At 62.3% G+C, this 15,585-nt stretch carries 14 protein-coding genes; 5 read left to right on the top strand and 9 right to left on the bottom strand.

What is annotated here, in order from left to right:
* Positions 1–220 precede the first annotated feature (220 nt).
* Positions 221–1,318: a maleylacetate reductase gene (locus tag B5526_RS21565; protein WP_079541397.1), complete on the top strand. Its 1,098-nt coding sequence runs from the start codon at positions 221–223 to the stop codon at positions 1,316–1,318.
* Between the two features lie 152 nt (positions 1,319–1,470).
* Here B5526_RS21565 and B5526_RS21570 read toward each other — a convergent pair whose 3' ends face one another.
* A complete protein-coding gene (locus B5526_RS21570; protein WP_079541400.1) occupies positions 1,471–2,313 on the bottom strand; it encodes an MlaD family protein in 843 nt (280 codons plus the stop codon).
* Between the two features lie 209 nt (positions 2,314–2,522).
* Here B5526_RS21570 and B5526_RS21580 point away from each other — a divergent pair, with 209 nt between their 5' ends.
* Positions 2,523–3,356 (top strand): phytanoyl-CoA dioxygenase family protein, encoded by an 834-nt coding sequence (locus B5526_RS21580; RefSeq protein ID WP_079541404.1) that lies wholly within the window; start codon positions 2,523–2,525, stop codon positions 3,354–3,356.
* Between the two features lie 253 nt (positions 3,357–3,609).
* Here B5526_RS21580 and B5526_RS21585 read toward each other — a convergent pair whose 3' ends face one another.
* The 6 genes from B5526_RS21585 to B5526_RS21610 all read right to left on the bottom strand — a co-directional run bounded on the left by B5526_RS21585 (position 3,610) and on the right by B5526_RS21610 (position 9,668).
* Complete coding sequence (locus B5526_RS21585) at positions 3,610–4,332, bottom strand: ABC transporter ATP-binding protein (RefSeq protein WP_079541406.1); 723 nt, start codon at positions 4,330–4,332, stop codon at positions 3,610–3,612.
* The gene (locus tag B5526_RS21590; RefSeq protein ID WP_079541408.1) at positions 4,329–5,078 is read right to left on the bottom strand and encodes an ABC transporter ATP-binding protein; all 750 of its coding nucleotides are present in this window, start codon (positions 5,076–5,078) and stop codon (positions 4,329–4,331) included. Before B5526_RS21590 ends, B5526_RS21585 begins: the two co-directional genes overlap by 4 nt.
* Positions 5,075–6,028, bottom strand: coding sequence for a branched-chain amino acid ABC transporter permease (locus B5526_RS21595; RefSeq protein WP_244562022.1), 954 nt, complete (start codon positions 6,026–6,028; stop codon positions 5,075–5,077). The genes B5526_RS21590 and B5526_RS21595 overlap by 4 nt, the downstream gene beginning before the upstream one ends.
* A complete protein-coding gene (locus tag B5526_RS21600) occupies positions 6,025–6,894 on the bottom strand; it encodes a branched-chain amino acid ABC transporter permease (RefSeq protein WP_079541410.1) in 870 nt (289 codons plus the stop codon). The genes B5526_RS21595 and B5526_RS21600 overlap by 4 nt, the downstream gene beginning before the upstream one ends.
* Positions 6,895–6,968: 74 nt before the next feature.
* Positions 6,969–8,231 (bottom strand): ABC transporter substrate-binding protein, encoded by a 1,263-nt coding sequence (locus B5526_RS21605; RefSeq protein WP_079541412.1) that lies wholly within the window; start codon positions 8,229–8,231, stop codon positions 6,969–6,971.
* 141 nt (positions 8,232–8,372) lie between these two features.
* Complete coding sequence (locus tag B5526_RS21610; protein WP_244562023.1) at positions 8,373–9,668, bottom strand: ABC transporter substrate-binding protein; 1,296 nt, start codon at positions 9,666–9,668, stop codon at positions 8,373–8,375.
* Positions 9,669–9,900: 232 nt separating this feature from the next.
* Here B5526_RS21610 and B5526_RS21615 point away from each other — a divergent pair, with 232 nt between their 5' ends.
* The 3 genes from B5526_RS21615 to B5526_RS21625 all read left to right on the top strand — a co-directional run bounded on the left by B5526_RS21615 (position 9,901) and on the right by B5526_RS21625 (position 12,527).
* Positions 9,901–11,445 (top strand): alpha/beta fold hydrolase, encoded by a 1,545-nt coding sequence (locus tag B5526_RS21615; protein ID WP_154071738.1) that lies wholly within the window; start codon positions 9,901–9,903, stop codon positions 11,443–11,445.
* Between the two features lie 158 nt (positions 11,446–11,603).
* Positions 11,604–12,089, top strand: a complete 486-nt coding sequence (locus B5526_RS21620) for a carboxymuconolactone decarboxylase family protein (protein WP_433994657.1) — start codon at positions 11,604–11,606, stop codon at positions 12,087–12,089.
* A gap of 75 nt (positions 12,090–12,164) precedes the next feature.
* Positions 12,165–12,527 carry a nuclear transport factor 2 family protein gene (locus B5526_RS21625; RefSeq protein ID WP_079541418.1) on the top strand — a complete coding sequence of 121 codons (363 nt, stop codon included), beginning with the start codon at positions 12,165–12,167 and terminating at the stop codon, positions 12,525–12,527.
* A gap of 70 nt (positions 12,528–12,597) precedes the next feature.
* On the opposite strand, the gene B5526_RS21630 is transcribed toward B5526_RS21625, so the two are convergent.
* Together B5526_RS21630 and B5526_RS21635 are read right to left on the bottom strand one after the other, a co-directional pair.
* A complete protein-coding gene (locus B5526_RS21630; RefSeq protein ID WP_079541420.1) occupies positions 12,598–13,155 on the bottom strand; it encodes a hypothetical protein in 558 nt (185 codons plus the stop codon).
* A 218-nt stretch (positions 13,156–13,373) separates the two neighbouring features.
* A complete protein-coding gene (locus B5526_RS21635; RefSeq protein ID WP_079541422.1) occupies positions 13,374–15,584 on the bottom strand; it encodes an acetate--CoA ligase family protein in 2,211 nt (736 codons plus the stop codon).
* Between the last annotated feature and the right edge of the window lies 1 nt (position 15,585).

Here is a 15,585-nt window from a genome sequence, read left to right on the forward strand (position 1 = left end):
AAGCGGAACAATTCCGGAGCGGAACTTTTGTTCCCGCAGGCGAAAAGAATATTTCAATATTGTTGATGGAGATCAAAAAGCAGCAAATCTGATCATCGCGACGCTTTCAAGGCCGCGCTCCAGATCGTCTGGTCTGCCTTCCCTCGCGCCAGCAGCAACTGTTCGGGCGATAGCTCAACCAGATCGTTTTCGCTACGCTTAAGGAAGGGGGATAGCCGAGATGGATGCCTTCGTTTTCGAAACGCTGCCGGGCCGGGTGGTGTTCGGGCCAAATACGCTCGACCAATTGCCGCAAGAGATCGAAAAACTCGGGGCCAAACGCGCGCTGGTGTTGTCCACGCCGCAGCGGCAGGGGCTTGCGCAGGACATTGCGAACCGCCTCGGCGATCGCTGCGCCGGAATTTTCGCAGGTGCGGTGATGCATGTGCCGGTCGAAGTCGCGCATGCCGCGCGCGAGGAGGCCGAGCGCCTCGGCGCCGATTGCGTGGTGGCCGCGGGCGGCGGTTCGACTATCGGGCTCGGCAAGGCGATCGCGCTGCATTCGAGTTTGCCGATCCTCGCCATCCCCACCACCTATGCCGGCTCCGAGATGACGCCGATCTACGGGCTCACCGAAAACGGCCTGAAGAAGACCGGACGCGACCAGCGGGTGCTGCCGAAGACGGTGATCTATGATCCGAATCTCACGCTCGACCTTCCGCCGGGGATTTCGGTCACTAGCGGATTCAACGCCATCGCCCATGCGGTCGAAGCGCTTTATTCCAACCAGCCCAATCCGATCACGGCGATGATGGCCGAGGACGGCATCCGGGCGCTGGCGTCGGGAATGCCGCGTGTGGCCAGAAACCCCAGGGGTCTGGAAGGCCGCAGCGAGTGCCTCTACGGCGCCTGGCTGTGCGGATCGGTGCTCGGAACCAGCGGGATGGCGCTTCACCACAAGCTGTGCCACGTGTTGGGCGGAAGCTGGAATTTGCCGCACGCCGAAACCCACACCGTCGTCTTGCCGCACGTGGTCGCCTTCAACTACGCCGCGGCGCCGCGGGCGATGAAGCGGATCGAGCGCGCCATGGGTACTACCAACGCGGCGAGTGGAATCTTCGATCTGATGACGCAGTTGAACGCGCCGCTGTCTTTACGGGAAATCGGGATGAACCACGACGATCTCGATCGCGCCGCCTCGCTGGTCATGGAGCAGCCCTATTACAACCCGCGGCCTGCCACCCGCGAGGATATTGTCCGGTTGCTGGATGATGCGTTCCTCGGCTGGCGGCCGGCGATGCAACCCCCCGGCGACCGCAAGCCTCAGGCCAAGGCTTAGGGCGTTCTCCGCACCAAACGGGCCACATGGTTCGAGACGCGCGGCCTTGCCACGCTCCTCACCATGAGGGTCTAAGACCTCATCCTGAGGAGCGGCCACTTGGCCGCGTCTCGAAGGATGAAGCCAGCGAACTGGAAAATTTTAGCCGCGCGTCACTGCCGCGTTGGGTTCGGCTTTCTCGGCGGACGCGGGTTGTCTCCGCCTCCGGCTTGCCCGTCGAATTTGCGGGTTACCTTGTTGGCGGATTCGCTGATATCCATAAGCGAGCGGCGGCCTTCTTCCATCAGGGCGCCGGAGCGCTTGTTGAAGCTCTCGGCCAGTTGCCGGATCGACTTTACCGTCTCGAGCAGGTCGTCGGCGTTTCCGCCGGCGAGGCCGGGCACGGCATTGTCGATCTTGGTCATGGCGCCCTCGAAGCTTGCGAAGGCGCCGTCAGCCTTGCCGATGATGCTGTCGATTGCCTCGCCCTTGCTCGCGAGCGAGGCCGTATAGGTCTCGAAATTCTGCATCGTCGTTTTCAGCGCCGCCTGATTGCCGACCAAGAGGCGGTCGACATTGTGCAGGGAGTCGCGGATCGATTCGGTCTCGCTCAAATCGGCGGTCAGGACCGGGATGCCGTCCTCATCGAGCGGCACCGGAGGTGCGGCGGGCGCACCGCCGACCAGCGATATCGCCGAGATGCCGGTAAGTCCCTGGGCCTCGAGGCCGACCACCGTGTCCTTGCGGATCGGGGCGCTGTTATCCACCATCACCATGGCGACGATCTTGCGCGGGCTGTCGAGCCGGAGCGACATGATTTGTCCGATCTGAACCCCGTCGAAATTCACGCTGCCGCCTTTGTGCAGTCCGCTTGCCGAGCCCTCGAACACGATGCGAAGCGGGGTCTGTTGCCGGAAGGCACGGATTTTCTGGAACCCGAGCAGGCCGACAAACGCCGCGGCGATCACCGCGAGCATCGTCGATCCGATCATCAAATTGCTCGCCTTGGGTCTCATCTCAAAATCCGGCCACGCGGCGCTGGGTTGTGAAATCGAAGCACACGTGCGCCGCCCCGATTGTACCGGCAAAGCCAAACGGGCGGAAGGCCGATACGGGGCGCGTCGTGCACGCCCGGCGCTGCTTGACAGCGCCAAATCGCGGCCTCACCCTTGCCGCAAACGCCTGCGGGCCGCCCGCAGGCAAAAAAATGCATCGGAGGAAACCCATGCCGAAATTGCTGAGCGAAAGCGAAGTCGCTACCTATCGCGACAATGGCTACCACTTTCCGATCGACGCGCTCGGCGCCGGCGAAGTGGCCACCTTTCGCCGCAGGCTCGAAGACTATGAAGCCGCAAGCGGCGGCCCGATCAAGGCCGAGATGCGCCATCGCAGCCACGTGCTGTTCACCTGGATCGACGAGATGATCCGCCATCCGAAAATCCTCGATGCCATCGAGGATTTGTTGGGTCCGAACATCCTGTGCTGGAACACCAGCTTCTTCATCAAGGAGGCGCGCGATCCCGGTTTTGTGTCCTGGCATCAGGACGCGACCTATTGGGGATTGAGCTCATCCGACGTCGCGACCGCCTGGATCGCGATGTCCCCGGCCAACAAGATCTCGGGCTGCATGAAGTTCGTTGCTGGGACACACAAAGAGCAGGTCCAGCACGAGGACACGTTTGATAAAAACAATCTCCTCACCCGCGGTCAGGAGATCGCGGTGGAGGTCGACGAGGCCAGGGCGGTCTATGTGGAATTGAAACCCGGCCAGGCATCGCTGCATCACGTGCTGCTGTTTCACGGATCGGAGCCGAACCGCTCCGACGACCGCCGCATCGGGCTCGCCATCCGCTATATCCCGACGCATCTGAAGCAGGCGGTGGGGCAGCGGGATTGGGCAACGCTGGTGCGCGGCAAGGACACTCACGGCCACTTCCTGCCCGCTCATGTGCCGAAGCGCGACCTCGAACCCGCGGCGCTGGCGTTTCACAAGGAAGTCTCGGAAGAGCAGGTGAAGGTGCTCTATCGCGGCACTGGCAAGAGCGCCTATCGGGCGTGAGGGCAGCCATCGTCATTGCGAGGAGCGAAGCGACGACTCCTTTAACCTCTCCTCGCTTGCGGGGAGAGGTCGGATTGCATGCAATGCAATCCGGGTGAGGGGGTACAGGTCTATCGATTGACACCAGCTTTGTGGTTAGGCCCCTCACCATAGCCGATGCTTCGCATCGGCGTTCTTCTATCAAGAACGGCGGCCGTAGGCCGCCTACGCCCTCTCCCCGCGAAGGGCGGGGCGAGGGAGAAGGACGTGGCGCTCACGTCAGCGTCCATTCCTCGGCGCTGGCGCCGGCGAGCGCGCGGACGCGGGCTTCGTCGGCGGCGAGTTCGTGGGCGGGGCCGGAATAGACAACGATGCCGTCATCCAGCACATAGGCGTCGTCGGCGATCTCTAAGCTCATCCGCGCGTTCTGTTCGACCAGAAGCACCGAAATGCCCTCGGCCTTCATCTGCTGGACGATGCGAAACACTTCGCGCACGATCAGCGGCGCCAACCCTTGCGACGGTTCATCGAGGATCAAGAGCCGCGGGTTCAGCAGCAGCGCGCGGCCGATCGACAGCATCTCCTGCTCGCCGCCGGAAAGCTGACGGCCGCGGTTGAGCTTGCGCTCTTCGAGGCGCGGAAACAGTTTGTAGATCCGCTCGATGGTCCAGGGGCCGCCGCGCTCGAGCGGCACCTTGAGATTTTCCTCGACGCTGAGATTGGCGAAGATGCGCCGTCCTTCGGGCACATAGCCGACCCCGCTGGCCGCGACGCGAAAGGTCGGCCAGCGCGTGGTATCCTCGCCGAAGATCGTGATCTTGCCCTCGCGCGCCGGTGTCAGGCCCATCAGGCTGCGCAAGGTCGTGGTTTTGCCGGCCCCGTTGCGCCCGAGCAATGCGGTGATCTTGCCCTCGGCGACGCTAAGGCTGACGCCATGCAGGATGTGGCTCTTGCCGTAATAAGTGTGGAGGCCTTCGGCTGATAGCGCTGCGGTCATGCGGCATTGCCCAGATAAGCGGCCTGAACGGTCTCGTTGTCGGCGATCTCCTTTGGGGTGCCCTGCGCCAGCATCCTGCCCTGGTCGAGCACGCAGATGCGGTCGGCGAGATGAAATACCACGCGCATGTCATGTTCGATCAGCACGATGGTGTAGTTGGAGTCGCGATGCAGCCGGCGGACCAATTGGGTGATCTGATAGGTTTCCTGATCGCCCATGCCGGCGGTCGGCTCATCCAGCAAGAGCAGATGCGGTTTTAGCGCCAGCGCCATCGCGATCTCGGCGGCGCGCTGGTCGCCATGCGCGAGTTCACCGACCAATCGATCGGTTTTGGTTTCCAGCGCAACCTGCTTGAGCGTCTCCTCGACGCGTGCGTGGACTTGGGCGGCCTCCGCGCGATTGATCCAGGGCCGCAGGCGATATCCGCCGGCGACTTCGGCGGCGATGCGGACGTTCTCGAACACGGTGAGCTCGGGGAAAATCTCGGTGATCTGGAAGGTCCGCGCCATGCCGAGCGTGACCCGCTGATGGGTGGAAAGTTTGGTGATGTCGCGGCCGTCGAAGGTGATGGCGCCCGAGGTCGGCGGGAAAAATCCTGAGATCAGGTTGAAGAAGGTGGTCTTGCCGGCGCCGTTCGGCCCGATGATCGCACACAATTCGCCCTTGGCGACGTTCAGCGACACGTCGCGCACCGCGACGAGGTTGCCGAACCGCTTGGTGACGCAGTTGATTTCGAGAACGTTCATGCCTTGCTCCGCTGCAGGAAGCCGAGCAGTCCGCGCGGGAAGAACAAAACCACCAGGACGAACAATAGCCCCACGAACGACATCCAGTTGACTGTGATGCTGGAGAGATAATCCTGCAGCACCACGAACACGGTGGCGCCCAGCAGCGGGCCCCAAAAACTTCGCATTCCGCCCATCACTGCCATCATCACGAAATCGCCGGACTGGCTGTAATGCAGGCCCCTCGGATCGGCGAAATTATTGACCAGCGCATAAAGCGCGCCGGCAAATCCCATGAAGAAGCAGGACAGCGTGAATGCGATCCAGATGTGACGTTCGACGGGGATGCCGAGGAAGCGGGCGCGGCGCTCGTTCTCGCGGATCGCGATCATGGTGCGTCCAAACGGCGAGCGCAAAACGAACGCCATGGCGGCGACCGCAAGCGCAAAACAGAACAACACGAAGTAGTAGAAATTGTCGGCGCTGGAAAGGATGTCGACCTTGAAGATGCCAAAATCGAGCGGCTGGCGCGAAAAGCCGCGCAAGCCGTCGTCGCCGCCGGTCAGTGAGCTCCACTGGAACGCGATGTAATAAAACACCTGCCCGAACGCGATCGTCACCATCGCGAAATAGACGCCGCGCCGGCGCACGATCAGGGTGCCGAGGATGGCGCCGCAGAGGCCGCCCAGCAGCATTCCGGCGATCAGTGCGAGCGGCGTGCTGAGCGCCACGAATTTCAGCGCCAAACCGGCGCCATAGGCGCCGAGGCCAAAATAGGCGGCGTGACCGAATGACAGCACGCCGGTGAATCCAAGCAGGAAATTCAGCGACATCGCCGCCAGCCCGAGCACCAGCACGCGGGTGGCGAGCGCGGTGTAGCCGCCGAGCGGGATCATCCAATAGGGGGCGAACAGCAAGGCTGCCCAGATCGCGGCCAGCGCGATCAGCTTACGGGTTTGCTCGGCACTCAACTCATCATTCCTTCTTCGCCGAACAATCCGCGGGGCCGCAACAACAGCACCACCGCCATCATGACGTAAATCACCGCCTCGCTGGCGGCGGGGAAAAACACCGCTGTCAATCCCGAGGCGACCCCGATCAGCAAGCCGCCTGCCAGCGTTCCCGGCAGGCTGCCGATGCCGCCGACGATGATGGCGATGAAGCTCGGCATCAACAGGCCGGTGCCCATGGTCGGCTCGAGGCCGAGTTGGCCGGCGGCGAGCACACCAGAGAGACCGGCGAGAAAGATGCCGACCGCGAAATTAAGCGAGCGCAACATCTGCACATTGATCCCCAGCGCCGCGACCGTGTCGAGGTCGAGCGTGCCGGCCCGGATGCGAATGCCGAGCCGGGTGTAGCGCAACAGACAAAACAACAGCGCTACCGCGATCATCACCACCGCGACCATGAACAGCCGGTAGCCGGTGATGAAGAACAGCTCGTTGCTCAGGGGTTGCGCCAGAAACGCTGGAATGGTGACCGGCTTGCCTTGCGGGCCGAAGATAAATCGCGTGCCGTCCTCGATCATGAAGGCGAGGCCGAAGGTGAGCAGAAGACTGTACAGCGGATCGCGTCCGTACAGCGGCCGAATCAGCACGCGCTCGACGAGAAGTCCGATGACAGCCGTCAGTGGCGGCGCCAACAGCAGCGCGCCCCAGAAGCCGATATAGGGCGTGATCGTATAGGCGATGTAGCCGCCGATGACGAGAAACCCGCCATGGGCGAAATTGATGACGTTGCTCAAGTTGAGAATGAGCGACAGCCCGAGCGCCATCAGCACATAGAAGGCGCCGATGATGAGCCCGTTGGTGACATTAAACAGAAGCAGTTGCCACATAATTCACCAAGAGAAACTCATGCATCTCGCCCGGGGAGGGGCCTCCGGCCTTAAGGAAAATAACGGACTTCGTGTTACGCCGGCCACTGGATGGTGCAGCCGGTTTCGCTGACAGCGGGCGCAGTCTTGTCGCCAGGAACAACTTCGTCGACCCGGAACAGATCTTCCGGATCGTCCTTGCCCTTTGATTGCGCCTCGCCGACAAAGGCCGATGTCATCAGTTGATGGTCGCCCTTGCGATAGTAGACTTTGTTCGGTTGCAGCTTGACGTCGTCAGGCAATTCGAAATTCTCCAGCGCGCCGGCGAGTTTTATCGCGTCGGTGGTCTTCGCCTGGTTGGCCACCAGCGCGAACGTCATCGCGGACGTATAGCCGAACCAGTGCCGCGCGGTCGGCACGTTGCCGTTGTTGACCTTGCGGATGTCGGCGACGAATTTATCGACGCCGGGAACGCCCGGCTGCTTCCAATACCATTCGAACATCCAGATGCCGATGCGGGCTTCGGGCGGAAGTGCGGCCAGCGACTCCAGCTCTTGCTGCGTCCCCGCGACATGGATCTGCTTGTCGAGGCCGAACTGCACCACTTGCTTGAGACAGTTGATCATATCAGAACCCTGCACCAACAGGATCAGCACGTCCGGATTGGCGGACCGCGCCTTGATCAGATAGGCGGAGAAATCGGTGGTGCCGAGCGGCGTCAGCTCGTTGCCGGTGACGGTGCCGCCGAGTTTTTTCAGATCGTCAGTGCAGGCGTCATAAAGCGTATGACCGAACGCGTAGTCGGGCGTGATGAAGTGCCATTTCTTGCCGTATTTCGAGAACAGCACGCTGGACACCGAATTGGCTTCCATCCGAGTGGTATTGCAGACTCGGAATACATTCCACTTGCAATCCTTGCCGGTGATCGAATCGGTGTGGCCGCCGGACACGATGTGCAGGATCTTCTTTTCCGCGGTGACTTGCGCGATCGCCGCCGCAATGCCCGAATTGACGTCGCCGATCATGAAATTGACCTGGTCGCGCTCGATCAGCTTGCGCGCCTTTTGCACGCCGGTGCCGACGTCGTTGGCGGAATCCTCGACCAGCAATTCGACCTGGCGCCCCAAAATGCCGCCCTTGGCATTCATCTGCTCAACCGCGAGCTTGGCGCCCATTACCTCATTGCCGGCCGGCGCCGCGTAGACGCCAGTGAGGGGATCGACCATTCCGATCCGAATCGGCGTCTCGCCGCGCGCCTGGATGATGAAGGGCGAAGCCATTTGAAAGGCGCCAAGCGCCGCGGCGCCCTTTATCAGCGTTCGTCGATCGAATTTTGGATGGAAAATCTGTAACGGCATGCGTTCGCCTCCAAGGGATCGTTGCGTTTCTTCTCTTCGTCATTGCGAGGAGCGAAGCGACGAAGCAATCCAGCTTTCTTTATGCCGTGCCATGGATTGCTTCGCTTCGCTCGCAATGACGGTTTCAATCCTTATCCCGTCTCACGCCGGCCATTGAATCTTGCAGCCGGTGTCCTCGGCGGGGCCTGCGGCTTTCTCGCCGGGCACCGGATTTTTCACGGTGAACATGTTGTCCGGATCGCCCTGCGGGGGATGCGCCTCGCCGACGAACACGGTGCTCATCAGTTCGTGGTCGCCGGCACGGTAGGAAGGCGCCCCCGGCTGCAGCGCGACCTCCGGCGGCAGCTTGAATCCGGACAGCGCGTGCGCGAGCTTCGGCGCGTCGAGCGTCTTCTCTTGATTGGCGATCAGCGCCAGCGTCTGCACCGACGCATAACCGAACCAGTTGCGCGCAGTGGCCGCGGCGCCGGTAATCTTCTTGATCGAGGCGTTGAACTCCGCGACATGCGGCACGCCCGGCTGGTCCCACCACCATTCCATGGTCCACCAGCCGACGCGGGCGCCATCGGGCACCGCGCGGATGCTTTCCAGTTCGAACAGGGTGCCGCCGACGGCCATCTGCTTGTCGAGGCCGAACTGGACGAACTGCTTCAGGCTGGAAACCTGGTCGCCGCCGCCCATGACGTTGATCAGCACCTGCGGCCCAAAGGCCTTGGCCTGGATCAAATAGGCCGAATAATCCGCCGTGCCCAACGGCACCAGCGCGCCGGAAGAGGTGCCGCCGGCTGCCTTCAGGAGCTTTTCGAAGCCGGCCTGGACCGAGTGGCCATAGGCGTAATCGGGGGTCAGGAAGTACCACTTCTTGCCGAACTTCTCCATCAACGTGGTGGCGATGGCGTTGGCGTCCATGGTGGTGGAGTTGCAAACCCGAAACACGTTCCAGGAGCAGTTGGCGCCGGTGATCGGGTCGGTATGGCCGCCCGAGACGATATGCAGCACCTTCTTTTCGCTGGTGACCTGCGCCATCGCGATCGCGATGCCGGAATTGACGTCGCCGACGATAAAGCTCACCTGGTCGCGCTCGATCAGCTTTCGCGTTTTCTGTACGCCGGTGCCGACGTCATTGGCGGAGTCCTCGATCAGGAGTTCGACCGGCCGGCCCAGAATGCCGCCCTTCTTGTTGATCTCTTCCGTGGCCAATTTCGCGCCCACCACCTCGCCCTGCGCGATCGCGGCATAGACGCCGGTCAAGGGATCGACCAATCCGATCCGCACCGGTGTGTCGCCTCGAGCCTTGATGATGAAGGGGGAAGAAAATTGCACCGCAGCAATCGCGGCGCTTGTTTTTAAGACGGTCCGCCGATCGACCGGCCAGGATCGTTGCGAGGTAACCATGCTGTCCTCCCAGACAAAGCGCTCACTTTTGATGGCCGGCATTCTTCGATGCCTTTAGCGGGTGGGAGCGTAGCCTGTCCGGCCGGGCTTTGCCAATCGTGAAGCCCTGAAAATCCTGCAACCTTCGGCCTAGGACGTCATCCGTTCGTCGCCCGCGATTGCCGAAAAGGCGGGCAGTAGTCCCGCAAGGCTGCACCGGGATGATGTATCCCGGCCGGTCCGGACGTGGCATGCTGGGCGCATCGACATGACATGGGAAGATCATCCCGTGGATATGCCTACGATCCGATACGCGCACAGCGGCGATATTCGCATCGCCTATCAGGTCGTGGGTCACGGGCCGATCGACCTCGTCTTTGTGCCGGGGTTCATTTCCAACCTGGAAGTGCACTGGGAGGATCCCGGATACGTCCATCTGATCCGGCGGCTCTCTGCCTTCACGCGCCTGATCATGTTCGACAAGCGCGGTACGGGGTTAAGCGACCGCGTCGACGCGTCGGCGCTGCCCGGGCTTGAAACAAGAATGGATGACGTTCGCGCCGTCATGGATGCCGCCGGCAGCGGCCGCGCGGCCTTGCTCGGCGCCTCCGAAGGCGCGGCGATGGCGGCGCTGTTTGCCGCGACCTATCCGTCGCGCACCCGCACGCTGATCCTCTATGGCGCCTACGCGCATTTCCTCACGTCGGTGATGAACAAGAATGTGCTGGAGCAGTTCCTGAGTTCCATCGAAAGCTCCTGGGGCACCGGGGCGAGTCTTGCGAATTTCGCGCCCGGCCGCCTCGATGACCCGCACTTTGGGGCATGGTGGGCGCGTTTCGAACGGTTGTCGGCGACGCCGACCACCGCGCAAGCCCTGGCGCGGATGAACGCGCAGATCGACGTGCGCAAAATCCTGCCGAGCATCCGGGTGCCTACGCTGGTGCTGCACCGGGCCAACGATGCACGGGTGAAATTCTCCGGCGGCCGCGATGTCGCCGAAAAAATTCCGGCGGCGCGGTTCGTCGAGATCGCCGGACGCGATCACCCGATCTGGACCGGCGACACCGATCGGGTGGCTGACGAGATCGAGGAATTTCTGACCGGCGTGCGGGCGCCGCCGCGCGACAACCGCTTCCTCGCGAGCCTCCTGGTGACGCGGTTGATCGCGCCGGCCGCGACCGCCGGCCGCGTCAGTGACCGCCGCTGGGGCGAACGAACCGAGCATTTGCGGCAGCAGGCCAGTGAGGCGGTCGCGCGCTACGGCGGCACGCCGATCGGGATCGGCCCTTCGGAAATCTCTGCCCGCTTCGACGGTCCGGCGCGCGCCGTGCGTTGCGCGCTGGAGCTATCCGCGCTCGCCCGCACGCTCGAATTCGAGCTCGCTAGCGCCGTCCACACCGGCGAAGTCGAAATGCGCGACGGGCTGGTCTCGGGCCTCGCCCTGCATGTCACCGAACGCATCGCGATGAATGCGCCGTCAGGCGACATGCTGGTGTCCGGCGTGGTCCATGACCTCGTTGCCGGTTCGGGGTTGCGCTTCGCGGACCGCGAGCCGATGGAAATTTCAGGTCTCGATGAAGCGGTCCGGATCTTCGTGGCGGTGGCCGAACAGCACCTCGAGCCCGTGGTCCGCACCCCGCATGCGCCGCGGCTCGACCATCTGAGCCTGCGCGAACGCGAAGTTCTAACGCTGGTGGCCGAGGGAATGAGCAATCCCGCGATCGCGGCGCGGTTGCGGGTCAGCAATCACACTGTCAAGCGCCACGTCGCCAATATCCTGCTCAAGCTCGACCTTCCGACCCGCGCCGCGGCCGCGGCCTTTGTCAGCCGCCAAGCCTGACCCCGCATCGCATCGCCCGATCGGGCCATCGCACCGATGGTCCTTTCGGGCGAAGCGGCGCGCGGCCGTTCCGGTCACACTGTCATCCATGGCATCAACCGCCGCCCGGTCACGGTCGGCGGCGCAAACTGGAGGATGACATGCGCAAGATCACTAAGATGATTGCTGCAGCGGTAATGGCCACGAGCCTCTACGCCTTGATAGTCCTCGCGCGGCCGGCGTTGGGGGAAGATGCCGGTAGCCAGGCAGCCTATCGCGACATCCAGCAGACCCTGGGCCTGGTTCCGACCTTCTTCAAATTATTCCCGGAAAGCGGCATCGCCGGCGCCTGGGCCGAGTTCAAATCTGTTCAGCTCAATCCAAAAACAAAACTCGACAGCAAGACCAAGGAATTGATCGGGCTTGCCGTGGCCGCGCAAATTCCATGTCATTATTGCGTCTACTTTCACACCTCGGCCGCCAAGGCCAATGGCGCGACTGACGAGGAAATCCGCGAGGCCGTCGCGATGGCGGCGATCTCGCGGCACTGGAGCACGGTGCTGAACGGCATGCAGGTCGATTACGATACGTTCCGGAAGGAGACCGATACGGTGATGAAACTGGCCAGCGAAAAAACCGGCACTTCCGGCAAGGCCGCGCAATAGCGTTGATATATCATCTGGTCCCGTCACGACTTTCGTGGCGGGACCGTCCAAACAGGATCGCTCCAGGAGGACGTCATGGTTGCAAAGGTGAATGGGTCGGTGGGCGCGGCGATCAAATACGCCATCGAAGCCCGCGACTCCCGGATGCTGTCAAAACTCTATGCCGACGACGCCACGCTGCGGGTGATCGACCACAACAATCCGCCGAGCAAGCCGCGCGAAGTGCGGGGCCGCAACGCCATCACCACCTTCTGGGACGACATCTGCAGCCGCGCGATGACCCATCAGATCGACGTCAACGCCACCGAGGGCGATCGGCTGACGTTCAGCCAGAGCTGCGCCTATCCCGGCGGCGCCAAGGTGTTCTGCGTGGCGCTGGTCGAACTCGCCGGAGGCAAGATCGTACGCCAGACCATGGTACAGGCCTGGGACGAATGATCGTGGCGGCATCAATGCCCGGCCGCCGTTCGTAACGCGTCAATGGCTGGCCGCGCTCTTGCTGGCCGCGCTAGATTGGTTCGCAGGATGTCCGGACGGTGCGTGGACGCGCGCAATATGCTAGTCCGCCCAGCGGATTAGAAAATGTATATTGGCGTTTGCCGGGGTTGAGCCGGTGGCTTATTTTCAAGACGCAAGTCTTCCCGGTCACATACAGATCGGCGATCACGCTGTTGTTCGGATAATACCGGATGGCCTGAAGGTGACGCCTGCCGGCCACGCGCAATGAGGCTGAACCATACTCCGCCTCGACAGGTTTGCTTCCGAGGGTCGTAGCATAGTGCTCTTGCTTGACGGCGATTCCCAGGGCGATACCGGTGACGTCCAAGGAAGCACGGCGATCGGCATTTAGAGTGCCGACGCCCTCGACGCGGACGGCGAAGTCCCGAACCAGTGGCTTTTCGCAATCGGCAATTCCGTCATAGCCAAACTTGGCGTGCATGATCGCATTCTGCGCAAAACAAGAAATGGGCGAAACCATCAGCCCGACAACAAGGACGATGCAGGATGTGCAGGTTAATTTTGTCCGCCCCATCGCCAATCCCTCCCTGAAAAAAATTTTGTTCAAACATTGCCCGTGGGCGTCATGCAAAATCACGCGCCGATGCAGAAAAAAGACGGTCGCAATTAACCGCTAAAACGCTCCATGACAAAGCCGGGCACGAAAACCTACCGCCGGGTCATTGTCGGCGCAAGGTATCCCGCGCCTTGCGATTTCGGTGGCCGGCGGTATCGGTTCGCTGAGCGACCACAACTCCGCGTCCGGCCAATCGCCTCGAGCCGGCATCAATGGCCGGCCGCGCTCTTGGCGGCGGCGTTGTTGAGCACGATCAGGGCATCGACGGCGACGCCGGTTTTGGCATTGATCAGGAACGGGTTGACGTCGATCGAGGCGATGCGCTGGCCTGCGTCCGCCATCAAATTGGACAGCCCGACCAGCGCCTTCACGGCGGACGCCTCGTGCAGCGCCGGCTTGCCGCGATAGCCTTTCAATTTCACGCCGGCCTTGGTCCGGCCGATCAGTTGTTTGGCTTCGGCTTCGTCGAGCGGTGCGCCGGCGAGCGCGACATCCTTCATCAGTTCGATATCGACGCCGCCGGTGCCGAACAGCACCACCGGCCCCATCTCGGCATCGAGCGCGCTGCCGACCACGAGCTCGAGCTCGGCCTTGACCTGCTGTGCGATCAGGATGCCCTCGAGTTTTGGTTTGCCCTTCAGTTTCTTCACCCGTGCGGTGATGTCGTTGAAGGCCTTTTTCACCTCGGCTAAACTGTTGAGGTTCAGCACCACGCCGCCGATGTCGGATTTGTGCAGGATCTCCGCGCTGACCACCTTGGCGACAACCGGAAAGCCGATTTTCTTGGCGATCTTCACGGCGTCGGCGGCGGTCTGCGCGATCTCTTCCTTCGAGACTGGAATGCCGTAGGCCTTCAATAATTTTTTCGAGGCGACTTCATCGAGCGCCGCGCCATTGGCGTTCTTCAACACCTTCTCCAGCGTCGCGCGCGCGGAAGCGCTTGAGCTCGATACGATCTCCGGCACCACCTTGCGCAGCGAGGCATATTCGATCAGCGCCTTGATCGCGCCCACCGCCCGGTCCATGCCCTGCATGACGGCGATGTGCGGCAGCGATTTGCGTAAGGCTTTGGTGAATTCGGTGAACCCGATCGACATCGCGCTGATATAGACCACGGGCTTACTGGCCGCCGCCGCCATCTCGTTGACGATGCGCAAATTCTTTTCGCGCAGTTCGTGCGGCGCCTTCGGCAATTCGGCGTCGATGATGACGATGTCGGTGTCGGGATCGTCGATCATGATCTTGATCGACTGCATGTAGACGGAGGGATCGACCACGGCGGCGAATCCCGCATCGAGCGGATTGCCGACGATGGAGCCGGGGCCCAGCATCTTTGCAAGCTTTTCACTCGCATTCTGGCTCAGCGGCGCAAAGTTCAGGCCGGCCTTAAAGAACGCGTCGATCAAAAGACCACGCTTGCCGCCCGACAGGGTGACCGCGGCGAGGCGATTGCCCTTGGGCGGATCGGCATGGACAAAGCACTCGGTGGTCTCGATCAGCTCGTCGAGACCACCGACGCGGATCACGCCTTCGCGGGTCGAGATGGCGTCAAAGGTCTCGATCGAGCCGGCCAGCGCACCGGTATGGGCCATCGCCGCGGCGCGGCCGCCCTCGGAGGCGCCGAGCTTTAAGGCAATCACGGGCTTCCCCGCCGCGCGCGCGGCCTTGCAGGCGTCGCGGAATCCCTTAGTGTTGCGCACGCCCTCGAGATAAACCACGATCACGCGGACCTGAGGATCGGCCGCGAAATAGCTCATCAAATCCGGCGTCTCGAGGCCGGCCTCGTTACCGGTCGTGACCATGTAGCCGACGCCGACGCCGCGATCTTCCAGCGCTTGCCGAATCGCCATCACGATCGCGCCGGACTGGCCGGCGATTGCGACCGGACCTGCCTCCATCGTAACGATGCGGTCGTCGATATTGGTGAACAGCTTCTCGCCGGCGCTCAAATTGCCGAGACAATTCGGGCCGGTGACCGCAAGCCCGGTCTCGCGGATCACTTGCTGCAATTGGCCGGCGAGCTTCTGGCTCTCGTCATCCTGCAATTCGCTGAAGCCCGAGGTGACGATGGTAGCCGAGCGGGCGCCGGCGGCGGCTGCGTCGCGAATGACCTGCACGGCAAAACGCGCCGGCACCAGCACCAGCACGTGATCGGGCTTGTCCGGCAGGCTTGCAAAATCCTTGTAGCAGGGCACGCCCCAGATGGTTTCGCGCTTGGCGTTGACGGGATAAAGCCCGCCTTCGTATTGGTATTTGATTAGATTGTTCCAGATGCGCTCGGCATAGTTGCCCGGCTTGTCGGTCGCACCCACCAGCACGATGTTGCGCGGATGCAGCATCGCATGAATGCTTTTGACGATGCGGCTTGCGTCAGGCGAGGGGGACCATTGGCCGATCGCAGTGTTTGTCCGAGCTTCCATA

It is taken from the genome of Bradyrhizobium lablabi, assembly GCF_900141755.1.
GTDB classification, from domain to species: Bacteria; Pseudomonadota; Alphaproteobacteria; order Rhizobiales; family Xanthobacteraceae; genus Bradyrhizobium; species Bradyrhizobium lablabi_A.